Source organism: Lentzea sp. NPDC058450 (genome assembly GCF_042721395.1).
GTDB lineage: Bacteria > Actinomycetota > Actinomycetes > Mycobacteriales > Pseudonocardiaceae > Lentzea.
This window is the reverse complement of record NZ_JBHXLO010000001.1, coordinates 529502-549538: the sequence shown is the minus strand read 5'-3', so window position 1 is coordinate 549538 and position 20037 is coordinate 529502. Positions and strand designations below refer to the sequence as shown.

Sequence of the window (20037 nt, the reverse complement as noted above, 5' to 3'; positions counted from 1 at the left end):
TTACTCCTCGGCTGTCCGCGAGAGGTTGGGTCGGCTGAATCTACCGGCTGGTAACAGCAGCCACAATAGGCCGGACGCGACAACCGCCAACGCACCGAGATCTCCTGCGACAACAGGCAATCGCGGCGCTCCGGCCGGTGGCGGCGCGATCACCCCCGGCACCCGGTAGAGGGTCAGCCACGGCCCGGACCACACCTCCCGCAGACCCCTGAGCACAGCGGGGTCGACCGAGCCGGGGGTCCCGTGCTCCACCAGCACCCAGCCGATCCCGAACGCGCCGAGACCGTCGTTGCGGGCCATCGCCCGGCGAATCGTCGCGACCCTGCCGTCCTCTCCGGACACCGGTCTGCCGCCGACGTGCACGACGTCGTCGATGACGACGGTCCTCGACAGGAACCGGGGCGCCGGATCGAGTTGCGTCCGGTCGCCGTTCCAGGAGAACCGCCGGAACGCGGACATCGGCAGAGCCAGCACGTCGCCCGCTCCGTCGTCTTCCGCCAGCACGGTGCGCACGGCACTCCAGTCGGCCGGGTAGTCCACGACCTCCAGACGGCCCCACCCCGCCCAGGCGAAGTCGGGCATCGTGATGAGCGGGAGCAGCGCCGCCAGTGTCACGAGCGCGGTTCTGCCGGTCAGGTACTTTCCCGCCGCCTCCACTCCGAGGGCGAACCCGAGCGAGAGCGGGAGCGCCCACCATGCGGCCCACTTCTGCGAGTCCCGCAGCAGACCCGCGCCGGGCACGTGGGACACCGCCCACGCCAGCACGTCACCACCGCCCGGCAGCGTGCCGAACACCGCGATCGCGACGCCGATCGCGCCGAGGACGACGAACGAACGCGCGGGCGCCAGGCCCCACCGCGGCGCGAGCGAACGCAGCCCCACCAGGGCCACGGCGACCGACAGCAGGGTGATCACCGGCAGCAGCGGCATCTCCCGGCTGCCCGGCACGACCTCGGCGTTCCAGATCCCACCGAGGCCGAGCACGCTGGTGACCGGAGACGCCCAGCTCTCGGCTCTGGCGGCGAACGCTCCGGCACCGTCCGGACTGGACAGTGAGCCGCCGGGGTGCAGCACGGAAGGCAGCAGCCACGGCAGGTTCAGCAGGACCGTGACCGGCACGGTGACCGCGAGTGCGCGACGGCCCGAGCACACGACCGCGAGCACCGCGGCGATGATTCCGCCGGTCGGGGTGAGGACCGCGGGAGCGCAGGCCAGGATCAGCTTCGGGAGCGCCTTGGGTTCTCCTCGGCGGACCGCGAGCCCTGCCGCCGCGATCCACGGCAGGCAGGCGTACGCGACCAGGTACGGCCAATGGCCCATGAAGAGTCGCTCGGCCGCGTACGCGCTCCACCCGTACCAGACCGCGGCGACGACCCGGATCGCCACCGAGTTCGTGGGCACGAGCCTGCCCGCGCCGAGCGGACCGGCGAACAAGGCCGCCAGGAGCACGATCTTCTGCACGACGTCGCCCGGCAGCAGAGCGGTCGCGAACGCCATCACCGCGTCCGCCGGGACCGACCTGGGCAGCGCCGAGCCGAGACCGAGGCCGTCGGGCAGGAGCGACTGGTCCGGCGCGAACACCATGTCGTAGTTCAGGACGAAACCGCGGCCGAGCAACGGGGTGAGCACGAGCAGGGCCAGCACGGCGGACACCGCGGGCAGAACCAGCCGCATCGCACCCGCTCTTCTCGTCGCCGTCCCGGAACCTGGACTGCGGGACTATAGTTCCCCGACCATTACCCTTCGGTAACTTAGGGGACGAAGTCAGTGGCGGACACACTTCCGGCCAGGACCCGCGTCGACGCGATCGCGATCGCGGTGGCCTTCGGCGGCAGCAACGTCGCCAGCTACCTGCTCACGGTGATCGCCGCGCGGCTGCTCGCGCCGCCGGTCTTCGGGGAGATGGGCTCGCTGCTGGCGCTCCTGGCGATCGGTGCGGTGCCGGCGATGGGCCTGCAGACCGTGGTCGCCCTGCGGGTGGCGCGGGCGCCCGAACAGGATCGCGGGCCGCTGGTGACGCTCGGTCTGATGACCAGCGCCGCCGTCCTGGTCACCGCGCTGGCCGTCTCGCCCGTGCTGATGGCGTTGCTGCACCTGCCGGGGCCGTGGGCGGTGCTGCTGCTCGCCTGCTCGCTCGCGCCGATCACGCTCGTCGGCCTGTGCCACGGAATCCTGCAGGGGACGCAGCGGTTCCGGTCGATGGCCCGCCTGATCGCGACCGAGGGGGTCGGGCGGGTCGGCGGCACGCTGCTCGGCCTGCTCGTGTTCCGCACGCCCGCCGGGGCGTTCGCCGGGACGGTCGCGGGGTCCGTCGTCGTCGCCTTCGCAGGCTGGCTGATCTGCGGCAGACCGGTGCCCGGCCCGCGCACCGCGGGGCACGTGCGCGACGTGCTGCACACCGTGCAGGCGTTGCTGGCGCTGGTGCTGCTGGTGAACGTGGACCTGGTGCTGGCCCGGCACAGCCTTCCCGCCCACGAGGCGGGGGAGTACGCGGTGGGCTCGGTGATCACCAAGATCGCGTACTGGCTGCCGTACGCGATCGCCGTCGTCGTCCTGCCCAAGCTGGCCGACGAGAAGGCCCGCCGCCGGATCGTGCCGATCGCGCTGGGCGTCTGCGCCGCCGTGGACGCGGTGGTGGTGCTGGGGTGCGCGGTGTTCGGGAGCACGGTGGTGTCGCTCGTCGGCGGGTCGGCCTACGCGGCGAGCAGTCTTCCGGTGTGGCCGTTCGCCCTGGTCGGATCACTGCTGTCGCTCGTGCAGATCCTGTTGTACTCCAGGATCGCGGGCGCCGACCGCCGGTCCGCGTCACTGACCTGGCCGGCGGTCGGGTTCGAGGTCGTGCTCGTGCTCGGCTGGTGGCACGGTTCGCCGGCCCAGGTCGTCGCCGGGGCCGTCACCGCCACCGCCCTGCTCGTCTGCTTCGGAGCCCTGATCGAGTTCCGGTCCCGGGTCGAACCACGCAAGGCACGGTGACACCGCCGCGGCCAGGGCGACGAGGATCGCGGCCTGCGTGGCTGTTCCGTAAGCCCAGTTCTGTCCGTGTCCTTGCAGGCGTCCGACGACCGCGATCCCGGTGGCGGTCGCCATCCCGGCGACGACGATCAGGGCCGTGACGTTGAACCGCGCGGTGAACCGCTGGGCCACGGCGCGGACGAGCAGGCTCGCGATCAGCAGGACGACCGGCAGGATCCCGCCGACGGCCGCGAGCAGCACCACCAGCACCGCCGGCACCCACCGCTTTCCTGCCGGGGACGTGGTGATCCGGACCCGTCTGCGCACCGGCCACAGCGTGGCCGCCAGCAGGAGCGCCGCGGCGACGGCGCCGACCAGAAGCCGTTGCCGGTAGGTGGTGTCGGGCTCGAAGTCCAGCACCACGGTCGTCACGCCACCGGCCGGCAGCACCCAGGCCTGCTGCCACCCGTCGATCCTGGTGCGGGGGAGCGGCTTGCCGTCCACCTTGGCCACCCAGCCGTCGTTGGCGTTCTCCGGGACGCTGAGGACCGCGGCTTGCCCGGCGGCGACCCGCAGTTCACGGTGTGCGGCGTCCCACCGCTCGAAGTCGATCGCGCGGCGACCCGGCGCCGGCTCGGTGGCGGTCGCGGTGCTGGGCCGCAGGGTGAGGTCCTGCACCACGAAGGAGGCCGATCGAGCCGTGCTCACCTCGTGCTCCCGGCCTCCGAGATCGACGCCTTCGACCAGGTCCCGGCAGGTGCCCAGCGGCAGCGGACGGTGCTGGAACACGTCCCGCAGCGAGCCGGAGACCGTGGTGGCGTAGGCGGTTCCGTCGATGGTGACGGCCGGGCCGGAGCCGCACGGCACGGTGAACGGGGTGTCCAGCGGGATCGGCCGCACCAGATCGGGCGCACCGCCGATCTCCACGTCGCTGATGCCCACCGGTCCCGGCACGCGGCCGGGCACCCCTTCGCTCTTCTTGATCGTGATGTCCAGCCGGTCGGTGGTCGCGGCGAACTCGACCGCGCCGTCGGAGAACACCGGCACGGTCCGGCTCAGCTCCGGGGTGGTGATCTGCACCTCGGTCGGCCGGGACGCGCCGGACAGCGCCGACGTGGTCAGCCGCAGGCCCTTCACGTCGCGGGCGGCGGGCCAGGCCAGGCGCAGCGTGGGTTCCTCGTCGGTGTAGTCGGCGATCCACGTCGTGGCGGGGTTCACGTCGACTGCGGCCAGCGGCGCCGCGCCGGGGTCACCGGCCAACTGGGTCGTGCTGGAGACGGTCAACCCCGGTGCGGTGACGGGGAGGGTGCCGCCGACGGTGGGCAGGACCGTCCCTTCGAGACGGTAGTTGGCGTCGTCGCGGGTGCGGAAGAGCCGGTGGATCCCGTCGGGTTCCTCGCCGCTGCGGGCCAGTCCCACGTCGCACCGCTGGTCGCCGTCGGTGCCGGTGCAGGCGTAGCGCGGCTGAGGACCGCGGCTGAAGGCGAAGGTCGTCCGCTGTCCGGGGCCGGGTAGGACGTCGGTGGGCACCCGCAGCGCCCGGTGGGCGGTCACTCCGGGCACCGACAGTTCGGCGATGCCGACGGAGCCGTTGGTCAGCTCCGCCGCCACCGACAGCACGGTGATCCGGACCCTGCTCGTGAGGCCCGGCGACACCGCGAACACCTGCTCCGCGCTGCCCCTGGCGACCTCGTGGTCGCGGAAGCCCGAGTCGGTGGTGATCCTGATCCGGGTGACCGGCCAGCCGACCCGGATGTCGTCGACCATCCGCAGCGTCACCTGGTCGACGACCCGCGGCGTGTCCAGGCCGACTTCGAGCCACTGCCCGGCCGGTCCGGCGAAGGTGGAGGACTGCCAGGCGCTGTACGGATCTCCGTCGATCGCGGCGAACGGCATGGACGACGGGTCGGACGCGCGGACGGCGTCCGCGAACCCGGCCGAGCTCGACGCGGTGACGCCGCGGATCCCGCGGTAGGCCGCGACCGTCAGGTGCTCCTGACCGGGGAACGGCAGGATGTCGGACACCGGCCGGTCCAGCCTCGGCTGCTCGTCGGCGGCGAGCGTCTGGCTCAGGTTGTCGCGCACCCGCCCGACGTTGCGCTCCCGGTGGCGCAGCCCGTCGGTGACGAGCCAGTCCCGGCTCTCGGGCGCGCCGCCGTCACCGGCCAGCACGGCAGGGCGATCTCCCCGCAGCACTCCCGAGTCGAGCAGCGGCAACAGGGACTCCGGCCCACCGCTCACCGTCGCGAGGTCCTCGGCGTTCACCGCGACCGCGCGCGGCACCGACCGCTTCACCTCGTAGATCTCCACCGCGGGCGCGGGCGCGGCGTCGAGGTCGATCGAGTTGACGACCGCCTGGTCACCCGGCTTGACCACCGGGCCGAACGTCATCACGCGTTCGATCCCGGCGGAGCGGGCCAGCGCGTCCCGCATCATCGCGACCGGCGGCGCACCGGTGGCGACCCGGTCGATGTCGTTGCGCACCAACAGGAACCTGTGCCCGGACCGAGCGAGGAAGTCGGCCAGCCCCGGTGCGCCGCGCCCGTCGGCGAGCGCGTCCTCGACCGCGTCCATCAGCCGGGTGTTGCCCTCCGAGCCCAGCGGGATCTGGCTGCGCAGCGCCCAGGGCGACCGGGCCAGCGCCTGGGCGGGTTCGTCGACCGTCCTGCCCCAGGTGTACTCGCCGAACCCGGTGCCGGGCAGCAGGAGGGTGCGGGCGTGCGGGTCGTTGTCGGCCAGCCACGTCATCGCGGAACGCCAGTAGTCCGGGATCTCCTGCCACCCCGGCCCCGGCCGCAACGTGAGCGTCCACGCGGGCAGGGCCATCACGGCCACCAGCAGGACGCCGACGGCGAGCCGGACCTTGCCCGCGACCGCGGTGGCCGCGGCGGCCGGGACGCGGACGCGGGACACCGCGTGCATGAACGCGAGCATCAACGGCAGCCGCAGGCCGGGCTCGAACTTGTGCACGTTGCGCAGCGGGGCCAGCGGACCGTCCAGCAGGGCGCGCACGGTGTGGGACAGCGGGCTGTCGAGCGCCCCGACGTAGCCGATGGTCATCACGGCGACGCCCGCGACGACGCCGAGCGTCAGGAAGCGCCGCTCCGGCAGTCCGCGGCGGACCAGCCCGGCGAGGCCGGCCGCCGCGAGGAGCCCGGTGGCCAGCATCAGGACCGGGTTGTCGACCAGCATGAAACCCGAGGGCCACCACGGGCTGCCCTGCACGACGTAGGCCACCCACTGGTTGGTGCCGCGCAGGACCTGGAACAACGACGTCGGCGCCGTGGTGTTGGCGGCCGACTCGACGTAGTCGACGAACGGCAGGCTGTACTCGCCGAGCAGCACCAGCGGCAGGAACCACCACAGCACGGCCGCCACCACGGCCGCGAACCACCAGAGCACGAGCCGGACGTGCCGCGCGGTCCACTGCCGGGTCAGCAGCCACAGACCGGGCAGCAGCAGGACCGTGAGCACCAGCGCGCCGTTCATCCCGCCGACGCCGAGGGTCGCCAGCCCGGACAGGCCGGCCGCCCGCCGTGGCGAGGAGATCCGGTCGGCCTTGATCAGGGGCAGCAGGATCCACGGCAGCATCACGGCGGCGACCATCTCCGCCGACAGCGGGCCGATCTCGGTGAGCATCCGCGGCGCCAGCGCGTACGCGACGGCCCCCAGGTACTGCGCCGGGGCGGTGCCGATCCCCAGCGCCCGCGCGACGGCGAGGACACCGCCGAACGCGCCGCACAGCAGCAGGGCGCACCACAGGCGTTGGGAGATCCACGGCGGCAGCCCGAGTACCTGGCACACCGCGAAGTAAGGCCCCATCGGGAACAGGTAGCCGTACGCCTGGTTCTGCAGTTCGCCACCGCTGGCCGCGGGGTTCCACAGGTGCAGCGCGCGGCCGAGGAACGCCAGCGGGTCGACCACGAGGTCGAGCTTGGTGTCGAAGGTCGTGCGGCCGGGGCGTTGCAGGAACGACAGCAGCGTGAGACCCAGCATGACCCACGCCGTGGGGTTGCGGTACAAGCCCACGGCCATCCTGACGCGCGTCACCTCTTGCGGACGACGTATCTCGTGGACCGCCAGTGGCTGACGGGGATGTCCTCGGACACGCTGTCCACCACCTCACCGCCGTGCTCGGCCACCACCGCGCGGAGCCGCTCCGGCGCCACCGCGGTCATCCGCATCGGCGCCGGGTAGCGCAGCACGACGCGCTGCCCCCAGGCCACCAGCCGGTAGGGCGCGAACCGCCAGAGCACGCCCCTGAGCGTCCACAACGGACTCGTCGTGCACTGCAAAACCGCCACGCCACCAGGACGCAGCACGCGCATGAACTCCGCCAGGTAGCCCTCGATCGCCGTGCGCGGCAGGTGCTGCAACACCAGTTCGGTGTAGACCAGGTCGAAGTCGCCGTCGGGGAACCGGTGCAGATCCGGCGTGTCGTTGTGGACGAACCGGCACTTCCCGCCGCTGCGGTCCAGCTTCTCGGCGGTGGCGAGCATCGGCGGCGAGACGTCCACGCCGACGACCTCGTCGGCGTGCTCGGCCAGCGCCTGCGACAGCCGCCCGGCCCCGCAGCCGAAGTCCAGCACCCGCCGCCAGGTCACCGGCAGGTCGAGCCGGGCGAGCCACTCACGGGCGATCGCCACGTCCTGCCGCCCCAGCTCGAGGAACTGGTCGACCTCCCACCGGCCGCCGCGCTTGTCCGGCGCCACGTGCACCGCCCACAGCGGATCCGCTTCGCCGAGCCGGGTCCAGTCGCGGCGCACCTGGTCGAAGGTCATTCGGCGGAGTGTAGGTCCGGTCACGTCGTAGGGGAACCGATCCGGACGTCCACGACGCACATCGGGTCCACTTCGGTGCCGCGGTTGATCTCCAGCCGGTCCGAGCCGCCGTTCACGGCGACGTACAGCACGTGCAGGCCCTCGGCCACGTTCACCTCCTGGACGACCGTTCCCAGCGCGAGCCGCACCGGGCCCGCACCGGAGGTGTAGTACTCCATCCGCAGCAGCCGGCGTCCTTCCACCCGGCCGCTCAGCGGAATCGTCACGACCTGGCCGCCGACCGCGTAGCCGCAGTCGGCCACCGGACCCTTCCTGCCGACGACCGGATCCTTGACGCCGGTGATCTTCCGCGGCGATCCGTTGTCGTCCAGCAGGAACATCTCCTCCGCTGGCTGGTCGAACTTCGGCCGCTGGGGGAGCAGCCCGACCACCCTGGACGCCAGGCCGTCGTAGACGAACCACACCGACATGACGTCGTCCGGGACCTGCGTGTCGTAGAGCGCGATCGACGGGTTCGCCGCCAGCGCGGCACGCGCGGTGCTGACGTACTGCTCCGACTTGGCGAACCGCAGGCCAGGTGCGAGCCACAGGAAGCTGAACGTGGCGCTGATCCCGAGCAGCGTCACCAGGCCGAGCACGACCGGCCGTTTCAGGCCGCCGGTGCGCTCGCCCGGATCGAGGAACGCGAACGCCGCGCAGAGCACGGCGATCGGCACCGCGTCGGCGACGTACCGGGGGTCGTTGCCGATCAGCGGCCCGATCTCGGGCAGCCTGGTCACGATCACCAGCCCCAGGTCGACCGCGAGGTACCCGGCCAGCATCAGCCACGCGGCCCCCGCGCGCCGGGGTGCCCTGAGCAGAGCGCCGACGAGCACCAGCACGGCCAGCGCGGCCACGGCCAGGCGCAGCCACAGCGGCGACGTCGAGATGGTCGCGCCGGGCGCGGGACCGGTCCACGGGCCGCCGAACAGGCCCGGCAGGAAGGTGTTCAGCACCGCGTTGCCGACGAACTGCGCGATGAAGTCCGCGGACGGCAGGTCGTTCTTGACCCGGCTGGCGGTCAGGGCGACGAACAGGACGGCGAACCCGGCGACGACGGCGCCGTGCGCCAGCCACACCCGCCAGGGCACCTTTTCCCCCAGCAGCACCGTGATCCCGAACAGCACCGCGACGAACAGCGCCGCCTTCTCGTAGAAGGCCAGCCCGGCGACGGTCCACAGCAGGGTGATGACGACCTGCTTCGTGGCGCGGGTGCGCAGGTAGGTCAGGTGCGCGTGGATCGCGCCGAACATGGTCAGCAGCAACGGGAAGAGCTGCACGCCGTAGGCCCACCACAGCGTGGGGTAGAGGATCAGGGGCGAGAACGCGTACACCGCGAACGGCACCAGCAGTGTCCAGCGCGGCCCGAAGCACCGCGTCAGCACCCGCCAGAACAGCACGGACGCCACCGCGAGCATCGCGAGCAGGGGGAGCACGGCGACCACGTGGCTCAGCGGCGCGACCGCCGTGATGAACCACGCCAGCAGGAACATGCCGGGCGCCAGGTGGCCGCTGTAGTCCTGGAAGAGGTAGCCGAGGTCGAACGGCCCGTTGGCCGCCGCCCGGTGCAGGATCACGAAGTCGTCGTGCCCGAAGTAGCCGTTGAACGCCATCCAGGCGTGGAGCACGAACGGGATGACGCCGATCGCGACCGCAGCCAGGGTGATCGGCCGGGGCCAGGCCAGGACGATCTGCCGCGGTTCGGTGGTGGTCACGTCAGTGGTGGTCACGTCTCCAGCAACCTGCCCATCGCTGCGTAGAACACGTCGACGATCTTCGTCGGGTCCTCGGTGGTGTACGCGTCGCCGCCGGTCGCCCGCGAGATCTCCCGCAGCTCGACCGGGTCGATGTCCGGCCCGATGCCGATGCCGATGATCTGCAGCGGCCGTTTCGGGTCCTGCAACTCGGCCAGCTGGGCGAGCAACTGTTCCCGGCTGATCCCTCGGGGGTCCTCGTTCTTGCCGTCGGTGAGCACCACCACCAGGTTGATCCGGCCAGGCTCCCAGTTCTCCCGGGCCGAGGTGTAGGCGGCCAGCACCGAGTCGTACAGCCCGGTGGCGCCGTTGGGGATCGCCCTGACCTTGCGGAGCTCGTCCAGCGAGCCGGCGGCCAGCAGCTCACCCACCGGCCGCACCGGCAGGAGCTCCTTGTAGTCCTTGTCGCCGTCGAGGTTCGTGGAGAACCGCCACAGACCGATCTTCGAGGTCGGCTTGAACAGCCTGATGCCCAACTCGGCGGCCCGGATGGTGAGCGTCATCCGGTCGGCAGCAGCCGCGGGAACCACCTGGGCCATCGACCCGGACACGTCCAGCAACACCTGCATCCGCGCACTGCGGTTGACCGCCGCCCACTGGTTGAGCAGCTGGTCGGGATCGGCAGGAGGCGCGACCGGCCGCACCACCGCGGCGCTGGAACCCCCGAGAGCCCGCCCGTCGGGCCCGCGAAGCCCCACCTCGGCGAACCGCCCGGCAGAGCCCTGGTCGAGCAACCGACTCAGGAACTGTTGCGCCACATCACGTTTGCCCTGATCAGACCCCGGCAGAACGACGTACGGGTAGTCCAGCGAAGGCACGGCGGGATCGGCGTACACCCCGACCAGCCCGTGCTTCCCCAAGTCCGACTCCGGCGTCACCACACCGTCCAGCGGCCGAGCGGGATCGAACAACTCGGCGGGCTTCTGAACGGTGTGCTTGGTGAGCTTGCGCAACGTCAGCGCATAGGACCCGGCCGGGTCCGGAGCGGATGCGGTCAACTCACCAGTGGCGATCAACGCCGACAGCCCCGCCGGGTCGACGGCCGGGTCGACAAGCCCGATCGCCGGCTCGCCGCTGAACACCTGAGCCCACGTGGGCGTTTTCTCCGGCCAGCCGAACCGCCGCGCGGCCGTCTCGGTCAGCCCCAGCACCATGGGCGAGGACGCGATCGACGGGCCCGCGACAGGAATGTCCCACGCACCCCGCCGCTGGGCGCGCAGCAACCACTGGGACGACTCCGGGATCCACACATCCGGTTTGGCCTGCTCGAGCGACTCGACGGCCTCAGCGGAACCCCGCGCCGTCACCTCGACCCGGTAGCACGCGGCACCGCCCTGTTCCGACACGCGCGCCACGGCCGAGGCGATGCCCGGCGCGGCCACGACGCTGAGCGTGGTGACCGTGTCACAGCTCGAGGAGGAGAGCCGTTCGTGCAGGTAGTCGAAGCCGAACCATCCGGCGAGTGACAGCACGAGCAGGATGCTCAAGATCACCACCGGTGAGTCCGAACGCCGAGCCACAGGCCCCAACCCCTCGTCGCCGCTGACAGGTCGAGCCAGCGTAGACGGTCTCGACCTCCAGGTCCTGGACCGTGATCTTCCAGAGACCAGTCACGACTTCTCCGTCGATGTGATCGTCAGGTCATCGACTGATGGCCGGGGCTGCCTTTGGCAGCTGGGTCTCTGTTTTGACCGAGGGAGCTGACTGTGGCCACTTTGACGAATTCCGAACTGGTTGCCGCGGTGACGGGACGGCGCGTCGGTGGGCCCTCCGAACTTTTGGTGGGATTCCCGACGGGCTGAGCCCTGTGCTGCGGGCGGTGGAGGGGAGTCTCCCGCCGCCCGCAGCACCGGACGTTGTCAGCAGCGGTTGCTGATCACCTGGTAGGGCACCTTGATGCCGTTGACGAGCGGGCTGCCGACGCGCACCCGGAAGTCGTACTTGCGAGTTCCTCCTCCGTTCAGCCCTCCCCAGTAGCCGAACGTGTAGGAGCTGCCCATGCCGATCGCCGTCTCGGACGGGGTCTGGTTCGGTGTGCGATTGCCCCCGCCGCTCTCGTCCACGATCGACACGGTCACCGGGACCGGGCCCGAGGGATTCTGAAACGAGACCGCGACGTAGCCCTGGCCGAAGTAGCCGGTGATCGACTTGAAGGCGAAGGAGTCGCTCGAGGACTCCAGGATCCCGGTTTTGCACGTTTGGTCCGCGAAAGCGGTCCCGGGCACGGTCACGCACACAGCTGCGGCCGCGAGTGCGGCCGCAAGATGCTTGATCTTCATCGTTTTTCCGATCCTGTTCGATTCTTGATCTTGTTCGAGATCTTTCGCAGCCAAGAAAACGGTTGTGGCTCCGCGAAACGTCATCGCGGTGGTGCGACGTGGCGCTAGACTCGCCGAGCTGTCAGCCCTTGCCGGTGAGGACCCGGTAGCTCGAACTGCCGCCGCGAGGTTGCCTCGGCAGAAGTGCCGTTCGTGGTCTCCGCAGGACTGAGGGCGTCAGTTCGTCACGAAGTAGCACTTCATGCCGTTCGGCACACCGATCCAGCCGTCGCCGATCCGCGGGTCGTTGCCGCTGCCGCCACCGAGGTCCCGGCGGTGGATCGAATAGGTCGACTTCGAGTACTCCGGCACTCCCCAGAGCCTTCCGCCGGCCGCGCCGAAGTTGTGAGAACAGCCGTTGGTGATGGTGATGGTCTTCGCCAGGCTGCCGTTGAGCCCGAAGTTCGCTGCGAGCTGGTCCTTGATCAGCGTGATGTCGATGTTCGCGCTGGCCCCGGCGGTCACCGTGTAGGACTGGTTGTAACCGCACGACACGGTGCCCGCACCCACCGCGCTGGCCGAGCACAGCGGCGTCGCGCCAGGCACGTGGTAGAAGCCGGCGAACGATGTGCCGGCGAGGTAGCAACCCCAGGTGCCGCAGGCGTTCGCGGCCTCGACGGCGGGACCGCCGTGCGATGCGTCGGCGGAGGCGGACGCCGGCGAGCTCAGTGTCAGTGCGCCGAAGGCCAGTGCCAACAGGATTCCGGCGATCCTCTTCATGGTGATCATCCCCGATCATTCGAGTGACTTGCTCAGTTCTGCGCTGTGCCTGTCGTGGCGGTGAACTGAACGTGCCCGTGATGGGGGAGCTGTTCCATTCGAAAGTGTCGGCCGGTCCGCTGATCGGTGCAGAGATGAATGCGGTTGTGGCCTGCGTTGTCCTGTTGCACAGAAACGCCATCGACTCTGTGTCCGCGCTGGACGCTCAGCTCGAAGGCGCACGTCTTCCGGATCAACGTCCTCAGCCCTTGGCCGACCAGGACTCCCGGCCTGGCGGCACAGGAACTGGTGCCAGGCTTTGATGTCCTGTCCGCTGGACCAGAGCCGGGCGTTGCGCTGCGCCGGTGGCTCGTGCTGAACCAGCACCGCCCAGGCGACAAGATGCCCCGATCGGCGATCACCACGAAGGCCTACTGGTCCACCGGCGGGGAAGGACTCTGATCGAACTGATCCGGTGATCGCGCAGCATCCGGGGTCGAATCGATGATCCGCCGATGTACCTGCGGCTATCATCTGCGACCGTGCCTGAAAGCGTGACAGATCTGTCTGGTCTCCTGCTGGAACGGCGCTATCGGCTGGACGCTGTGCTCGAGCGTGGTGCGATGTCCACGGTGTACCGGGGCCGGGACGTCCGTCTCGACCGCGCGATCGCCGTCGAGGTCATGAACTCGCCCGTCTCCTCGGCGCCGGCGTTCCTCGCCCGTTTCGAGCGGGAGGCGCGCGCCGCCGCACACCTTCGGCACCCGGCCGTCGTCGCGGTCCACGACCAGTGCGTCGAGGGTGATCAGGTCTACCTGGTCATGGAGCTCGTCGAGGGTGGCAGCCTCCGTGATCTCCTGGCCCAGCGCGGTGGCTTGCCGCCCGCTGTGGCACTGAGCGTGCTCGGTCCCGTGCTGTCGGCGCTGGGTGCGGCGCACCGCGCTGGTCTGGTGCACGGCGACGTCAGGCCGGAGAACGTGCTGATCGGCGAAGACGGTCAGGTCAAGGTGGCCAGGTTCGGACTGCTGCGCGCGATGGGCGGCGACATCGTCGCCGGCGCGGTCGCCTGGCAGCCCCCGGGACAGGCGGTTCCCAGCACCCCCGATGCACGCGGTGACGTGTGTTCGGCGGGCGGCCTGCTGTACGAGGTGCTCACGGGTAAGACCCTGTCCTCCGGCGAAGGCCCCGCACTCGTTGCTCCGTGGCAACGGCCGGAGGTCCCGGCGGATCCTGTGTTGCCGGTCGCGTTGAACGACCTCGTGCTCCGGGCGACCCAGCGCGACCCGGCGCTGCGTCACGCGGACGCGACGGCGTTTCTGGAGGACCTGGAGCGCGTCGGGCACGAGTTGGGGCTGCGGCCTCAGCCGGTTCCGCTGCCCGGCACACCGCCGGACGAGGATCGCACGATGATCATGAGCCCGGTTCCGGTGGCCGTCGGTGCGGCAGCGTCGTCGACGGCCGAGGTGACCGCGCGGCTGAGGTCGCCGAGCGCGCCCTCGCGTCCGCGGCAGGCGCGCCCGGCCAGACCGCGACCCGAGAAGATCGACCCGGCGGAGCAGCGGCGCCGGCGCACGAGGCGTCGCGTCGGCATCGGGACCAGCGTCGTCGCGGTGGTGGCGGTGGTCGCCGGACTGTCGTGGTGGTGGCTGGGCGCGGAGCGCCGGACGGCCGTGCCGGAGATCGGCGGGCAGACGGAGACGAGCGCGCTGGCGCAGGTGCGCGACGCTTCGCTGAGCGCCCAGGTGGTGCGCGTACCCAGCAACGACGTGCCGAACGGCAACGTGCTCCGCACCGAGCCGAGCACCGGAACCGAGCTGCTCGAGAACTCCTCGATCACGGTCTACGTGTCGAGAGGACGCCCGGTCGTCCCGTTCCTCACCGCCGGCGCCGAGGTCGACGTGGCGACGAAGGAGATCGAGGCGAGCGGGCTCAAGGCCGTCGCGGACGAGACGAAGAAGGCCTTCAGCGACACCGTGCCGCCCGGCAAGCTCGTCGCCGTGGAACCGCGGCCGGGCACGCAACTGCGGATCGACGACCAGGTGACGCTGGTGCTGAGCAAAGGCCCGGCACCCAAGAAGCCCGTGCCCAACCTGACCAACATGACCAAGGACGAGGCCCTCGCCGAACTCCAGCGCAACGGGCTGGAGGCCGTCGAGGCACCGGCGGAGTTCTCCGCCGCCGTCGACGGCGGCCGGGTGGTCCGCACCGACCCGCCCGCCGGTACCGTGCTCGGTCCGGACCAGAAGAGCGCGTCGGTGGTCCTGTCGAACGCCGTCTCCATGCCGGAGGTGCGGGGCAAGTCGATCCGGGACGCCCGAGCCCAGCTGCAAGCGCTCGGCCTCCAGGTCAACGCGGTGTCCCCGAACGGTGACGACGCGCCGTGCGCCGCCCAGTCCGTCGAACCGGCCCAGCGCGTTCAGCCGGGAAGCGCCATCACCATCGCGGGCGGCTGACCCGCGTCCTGGGCGAACCGATGCGGTCAGGACGTCTCGACTCCGCGGCGTTCCGGTGGCGTTCGACCCAGCAGGTGGCGCAGGGCAGGTTCGAGCTCGGGATGGCGGAACACGTGCCCGGCCTCGGTCAGCACCGCCGGGCGGACGAGCTGGCTCGCTCCGGCGAGTTCGCGGGCGCCCTCGTCGCCGAGCAGCAGGCGCGGACCGATGGCCGGCACCGGCAGCAACGCCGGCCGTCCCAGCACCTTCGCCAGCGTGGTCGCGTACTCGCTGTTGCGCACGGCGCGCGGTGCCACCGCGTTGACCGCGCCGGACAGGGTCTCGTCGTAGAGGGCGCGGTGGTAGACGTCGACCAGGTCGTCGATGCCGATCCACGCCTGCCACATCTGGCCGTCACCGAGCTTGCCGCCGAGGCCCGCCGCGAACAGCGGGTGGAAGATCCTCAGCGTGCCGCCCTGGGGTGACTGCACCAGGCCGGTCCGCACGGTCACGACTCGGACGCCCGCGTCGCGTGCCGGAGTCGTCGCCTCCTCCCAGGCGGTGACGACGTCGGCCAGGAACCCGTCGCCGCGTTCGCTGTCCTCGGTGAGCACCTCGTCTCCGCGATCGGGTCCGTAGTAGCCGATCGCCGACGCGGTGACGAACACGCGCACGCCGGCGGCCGCGACGAGTTCGGCGAGTTCGCGGGTCGGTCCGACGCGTGTCTCCTTCACCGCGCGCTTGTGCTGGTCCGTGAACCGGCCCGCGATGGAGGCACCGGCGAGGTGGATAACAGCGTCCACTCCGGACAGCATCGCGACGTCCGGTCGGTCCGGGTCCCAGCGTCGCTCGTCCTCGGTCTTCGGGTCGTGGCGAACGAGTCGGACGACGCGGTGTCCCGCTGTGCCGAGAAAGGCGCTCAACGCGGTGCCGACCAGTCCCGAGCTGCCCGTGATCGCGATCGTCATCGGGTGGTCGCCGGCCTGCCTCGCCGCCTCCTGGGCCGCCAGGTCCGCCGCGAGCTGGCGGTGCCGGTAGGCGAACATCGACCGGAGCACCACGCCGGGAACCGCTGTGTCGACCCGATCGGTCATGCGGGTGCCCTGACCCTCTGCCGCGAACTCGTGGGTGTGCTTCCACTTCAGCACCCAGTCGAGCGGAGCGGAGTCGAGTTCGTCGACGAACCTGTGCGGCGGGCGGTACTCCGTGTGCCGCGCTCCCCAGCGCAGACCGAGGGGAAGCCCGAGCAGCGCACGGCCGCCGGACAGCGTGTCCGCTTCCCGCACCACGCTGACCGGCTGCCACGGTGGCGTCAGACGGTGGATCGCGCCAGGCCGCTCGTGCCAGGCGAACACGTCGTCCAACGGAGCGTCCACGAAGCTCGAGTAGACCAGTGACATGAGCCAACGCTAAGGGCCTCCCGGCCCGCCCGCTCAACGGCCGGGAAACGGGGCACCGCGGAGTCGCGTTCCCGGCGCATCCACGCGTCGCTTCGATCTCGGCTCAGCTGGGCACGGCGGTGACCACCACGTTGTCCACATAGGATCTTTCCGCGCTGTCGAACTCCCCGCCGCAGGTGAAGAGCGTCAGCCGGAGAGGTCCGGTCACCGCGAAGTACGGCGCCAGGTCGATCTTCTTCTTCGACACCTGTTCGCGCGCCACGACACGGAACCTCCGCTCGGAACCGTCGTCGCCGGTGACGGTGATCTCGTCGCCCGAACGGAGCTCGGTGAGCCGGTAGAAGGCTCCAGGGCCTTCGGTCGCGCCGTCCACGTGCCCGCCGATCACGATCGATCCCTCGCCACTCGCCAGGGACGCGCCGAACCGGTACCAGCCGACCGTGTCGATGCTGGGTGGCACCGCGAACTCACCTCGGTCGTCGACTCCGGTCGGCGCCACCCGAGCGGAGATCCTCGCAGCGGGGATCTCCAGTCCGGTCGGCGTCACGGAGGAGGACGGCGTCGGCAACACCGCCGGCTGCGTGGAGATGCGCGGAGCGGGCTCGTCCCGTGTGGACGGTGAGGTCGCCGTGGTCTGCACGCCGCGCGCGGCGCTCTCGCCGAACGAGGTCGAGTTCGAGGTCGGCCTCGTGAACGAGATGAACGCCGCCACCGAGACGACGACGGTCGCCGAGGCCACCAGCAGGACGAGCCCACTCCGACGCCTCATCGCTCTTCGTGCCGCGAGACGCGACGGCCGGTCAGAACAGCGCCGAGCAGCACGATCCCCAGAAGAACGAACAGGAATCGCCAGTCGCTTCCCCGGGCGAGGCCACCCTGCCCCGCGGGCACGCCGTGGGGTGCGCCGCCCAGTCCGGTGATCGTCTGGGCCGCGAGTGCGAGCGTCTTGCCTTCCGCTGATCCGATGGCGTACACGATCGTCGCGGTGCCTGCCTTGAGGTCGACGTTCTGGGGGCCGAGGGCGACCGTGGCGGTGCCGGCGAGCACGACGTCGGCGTTGACCGTGCCCGCGGGCAGGTCTGCCTTGGCCTCCTTGGGGTTGGTCAGGCCGCTGAACACGGGTGTGCCGCCCGCGCGCACGTCGACCGCGGGGGCAGCCGCGGTGTGACGGACGACGAGCCTCGCCTGGCCCGCGGCGATCGTGGACGTGTCGTTGACGAACGCGGTCAGCACGGGCTTTCCCGCGGCGTCGAGGTGTGCCGCGAGGGTGAGGTTCTGGCCTCCGGGAACGGCGAGTGTCTTGTTCTGCAGGATGGCACTGGCCACCGGCTCGCCGGGCTTGGTCAGGGCCACGTCGTAGGTGCCGCCGGCCAGGCTCAACGGTCCGGCCACGGTGGCCGGCTGGAAGCCCTCGATCGTCTTCGCCCCGTTGACGTAGACGTCGACCGGCTGTCCCGGTATGCCGTGCACGACGGACACCTGTGACTCTGCCTGGGCTTCCGCTGCGGCGGCCGGCGCCAGTCCTGTCACCATCAGTGCAGCGGCGGACGCGATGTGAACGAACCGAATCCTCATGGTCGCTCCTCCGTGGGGAGTGGGTCACGAGGGGTACGACCGGAACGCTCGCGGCGGATGCGTCCGAACTCGGGTTCGCGCCGAAACCGCTGTGTTTCAGCGCAGGGTGCCCTGCAGCATGCTCACGCCGTGTTCCTGCTGCCCGAGTCGTTGTGCGGACACGTCGACGATCGGGTACTTGGTGATGTCGATCGACGCCGGAACAGCCATGTCCACCTGGCCGCCGGTGAGAACGCCCAGGGGGATCATGGTCTGAGCGCCGTCGTAGAGCCAGACCTGGTAGAGCCCTTCCGGCCGCGGCATGCCCGCCATGTCGAGTCGTAGCAGTACCGCGTCGGCACGCCGCAGGACCTGCGCTCGCCCGGATGCTCCGGCGGGAGCCGATTCCAGCGCTACCAGGTTCGCTTCGGCGACGAACTGGTCGGCGATCTCGACGGGACGGTTCACCCTGTCGGCCGCGTACACCGCCGCGCCTGCCGCGACCGCCGCAACGGCTGCCACGGCCACCACGCGCAGCGCCGCCGAGCGCCACCAGGGCGTGGCCTCGCGCGATTCGCCGTTCTGACCCGTCTCCGCGGCGATGCGATGCCACACCTCAGGTGACGGCGACGGCAGGTCCGATTCGTACTCCGTTTCACCGCCGAGCGCCGCGACCTCCCGCAGCGCTTCGAGTTCGGCGGCGCAGGTCTCGCACTCGCGCAAGTGGTCCGCATCGGCGTCGTAGGCGTTCTGGTCGCCCAGCGCGATGAGGGTGAGGCGGTCCGTGTCAACGTGCGGCACCGTCTGCCTCCCATCGCTGTCGTAGTCGTGCCATCCCTCGGCGCAGGTGACTTTTCACGGTGCCCAGCGGCAAACCGGTCATCACGGCGATCTGCTGGTGGGTGAGATCATCGTAGAACGCGAGCATCAGCACGCGTCGCTGGTCGTCCGGCAACGTCGACAGTTCGTCCAGCACGACCAGGCGGTCGACGACCCGCTCAGGCTTGTCGGGTGACTCGTCCAGACCTGATGACCCACCTGCGGTGCGCAGGACGCGGACCACCTGTTCGCGCCGCCCGCGGGCCCTCAGGGCGTCGACGGCCTTGCGCCGGGTGATGGTCAGCAACCACACGAGCAGACTGCCCCTGGCGGGATCGAACGTGCGACGTGCTTGCCAGGCGGTCACGAAGACGGCCTGAACCACCTCCTCGGCCTCACCGCGGTCGGACAGGCTGGCGCTCGCCACCCGCAGGACGGCCGGTGCGTACCTGAGATAAACATGCCGCAGGGCACCGCTCTCGCCGGCGCGAAAGCGGTCCGGAAGATCATCGTCGGCATCGGTGGTGCTGGTTCCGCCCGATCCGGCGGTCAACGCGGCCTCCATCGTCGTGCCACTCGGCCAATCTATAAGGCAGTCGGTCGCTTCGCTTGTCGTGTGGGCCTGTCCCGCCTCCTTGCTGAGGCGGGACAGCCCCTTCAGGTCCTGGCTGCTCAGCTGAGAACGGGGTTGCCGTACCCGATGACCAGACCCGCCTTGAACGCGGTGACTCCGAAGGTGGAGTTGAGGACGCCGGCCGCCCCTTCGGTGAGGGCCAGCGTGACTCCCTGCGGCGTGGCGGCGCCGAGGGTGAAGAGATCCGCGCGCTGCCGGAAGTTGACCAGGCCGGTCAGGACTCCGCGGTTGAGGTCGATCGTGTAGTTGGTGAGGAACAGGCAGGTCCTGTGGGCCTGCAACACGAGGCCGCCGATGTGCTCGATGGTTCCGTCGCCAGGATTGCCGACGATGGTGAACTTGATGACCCCACCGCTCGACCTGGCGAGGAACGGCTTGACCTTGACTCCCAGGGACGTCAGGGCAGCGGCGGCGGCCGGGTCGAGCGTCAGATCGGTCCGGCCCTTGCCCTGCCAGGACCACGACGACGTGCTCGAGGTCCTCCCCTCCGCCGCCGCGGTGGCGGGTGCCAAGGCGCCCCAGCCCAGTGCGACGACCAAGATCAGACCGACGGCGATCACGCGATCACGCATCGAACTCAGTCCTCCTCGGTTCGGTTGTTCCGACGAGTGAGGTACGACGCGGGTGGCTTCGGCGGATGCGGCCGGTCAGGACT

At 70.7% G+C, this 20037-nt stretch carries 14 protein-coding genes and 1 pseudogene; 2 read left to right on the top strand and 13 right to left on the bottom strand.

The annotated features are described in order from the left end of the window. Positions 1–1674, bottom strand: a complete 1674-nt coding sequence (locus ACFWNN_RS02690; protein WP_382438076.1) for a hypothetical protein — start codon at positions 1672–1674, stop codon at positions 1–3. A gap of 93 nt (positions 1675–1767) precedes the next feature. On the opposite strand from ACFWNN_RS02690, the gene ACFWNN_RS02685 reads away from it, so the two are divergent. After that, positions 1768–2973 (top strand): lipopolysaccharide biosynthesis protein, encoded by a 1206-nt coding sequence (locus ACFWNN_RS02685; RefSeq protein ID WP_382438075.1) that lies wholly within the window; start codon positions 1768–1770, stop codon positions 2971–2973. A gap of 2016 nt (positions 2974–4989) precedes the next feature. On the opposite strand, the pseudogene ACFWNN_RS02680 reads toward ACFWNN_RS02685, so the two are convergent. The 6 genes and pseudogenes from ACFWNN_RS02680 to ACFWNN_RS02655 form a co-directional block, all read right to left on the bottom strand. Further along, positions 4990–6948 (bottom strand): annotated as a pseudogene (locus tag ACFWNN_RS02680) (DUF3367 domain-containing protein); the annotation flags it as partial. Positions 6949–6998: 50 nt separating this feature from the next. Next, on the bottom strand, positions 6999–7733 hold the full coding sequence (locus tag ACFWNN_RS02675; protein WP_382438074.1) for a class I SAM-dependent methyltransferase: 735 nt from the start codon (positions 7731–7733) through the stop codon (positions 6999–7001). 20 nt (positions 7734–7753) lie between these two features. Beyond that, on the bottom strand, positions 7754–9502 hold the full coding sequence (locus ACFWNN_RS02670) for a hypothetical protein (protein WP_382438073.1): 1749 nt from the start codon (positions 9500–9502) through the stop codon (positions 7754–7756). Continuing rightward, on the bottom strand, positions 9499–11019 hold the full coding sequence (locus ACFWNN_RS02665) for a substrate-binding domain-containing protein (protein WP_382438399.1): 1521 nt from the start codon (positions 11017–11019) through the stop codon (positions 9499–9501). The genes ACFWNN_RS02670 and ACFWNN_RS02665 overlap by 4 nt, the downstream gene beginning before the upstream one ends. A gap of 366 nt (positions 11020–11385) precedes the next feature. Next, positions 11386–11859 (bottom strand): hypothetical protein, encoded by a 474-nt coding sequence (locus ACFWNN_RS02660; protein WP_382438072.1) that lies wholly within the window; start codon positions 11857–11859, stop codon positions 11386–11388. A 162-nt stretch (positions 11860–12021) separates the two neighbouring features. Beyond that, positions 12022–12564, bottom strand: coding sequence for a hypothetical protein (locus tag ACFWNN_RS02655; RefSeq protein ID WP_382438071.1), 543 nt, complete (start codon positions 12562–12564; stop codon positions 12022–12024). A 494-nt stretch (positions 12565–13058) separates the two neighbouring features. Here ACFWNN_RS02655 and ACFWNN_RS02650 point away from each other — a divergent pair, with 494 nt between their 5' ends. Further along, positions 13059–14996 carry a PASTA domain-containing protein gene (locus tag ACFWNN_RS02650; protein ID WP_382438070.1) on the top strand — a complete coding sequence of 646 codons (1938 nt, stop codon included), beginning with the start codon at positions 13059–13061 and terminating at the stop codon, positions 14994–14996. 26 nt (positions 14997–15022) lie between these two features. Here ACFWNN_RS02650 and ACFWNN_RS02645 read toward each other — a convergent pair whose 3' ends face one another. The 6 genes from ACFWNN_RS02645 to ACFWNN_RS02620 form a co-directional block, all read right to left on the bottom strand. Continuing rightward, positions 15023–16375: a TIGR01777 family oxidoreductase gene (locus ACFWNN_RS02645; RefSeq protein WP_382438069.1), complete on the bottom strand. Its 1353-nt coding sequence runs from the start codon at positions 16373–16375 to the stop codon at positions 15023–15025. 103 nt (positions 16376–16478) lie between these two features. Then, positions 16479–17144: a class F sortase gene (locus ACFWNN_RS02640; protein ID WP_382438068.1), complete on the bottom strand. Its 666-nt coding sequence runs from the start codon at positions 17142–17144 to the stop codon at positions 16479–16481. Further along, a complete protein-coding gene (locus tag ACFWNN_RS02635) occupies positions 17141–17950 on the bottom strand; it encodes a DUF4397 domain-containing protein (protein ID WP_382438067.1) in 810 nt (269 codons plus the stop codon). Before ACFWNN_RS02635 ends, ACFWNN_RS02640 begins: the two co-directional genes overlap by 4 nt. A 96-nt stretch (positions 17951–18046) precedes the next feature. Continuing rightward, a complete protein-coding gene (locus tag ACFWNN_RS02630) occupies positions 18047–18730 on the bottom strand; it encodes an anti-sigma factor (RefSeq protein WP_382438066.1) in 684 nt (227 codons plus the stop codon). Then, complete coding sequence (locus tag ACFWNN_RS02625; protein WP_382438065.1) at positions 18717–19301, bottom strand: RNA polymerase sigma factor; 585 nt, start codon at positions 19299–19301, stop codon at positions 18717–18719. The genes ACFWNN_RS02630 and ACFWNN_RS02625 overlap by 14 nt, the downstream gene beginning before the upstream one ends. 119 nt (positions 19302–19420) lie before the next feature. Beyond that, entirely contained in the window at positions 19421–19954 is a 534-nt protein-coding gene (locus ACFWNN_RS02620) for a hypothetical protein (protein WP_382438064.1), read from the bottom strand. Positions 19955–20037: the final 83 nt, after the last annotated feature.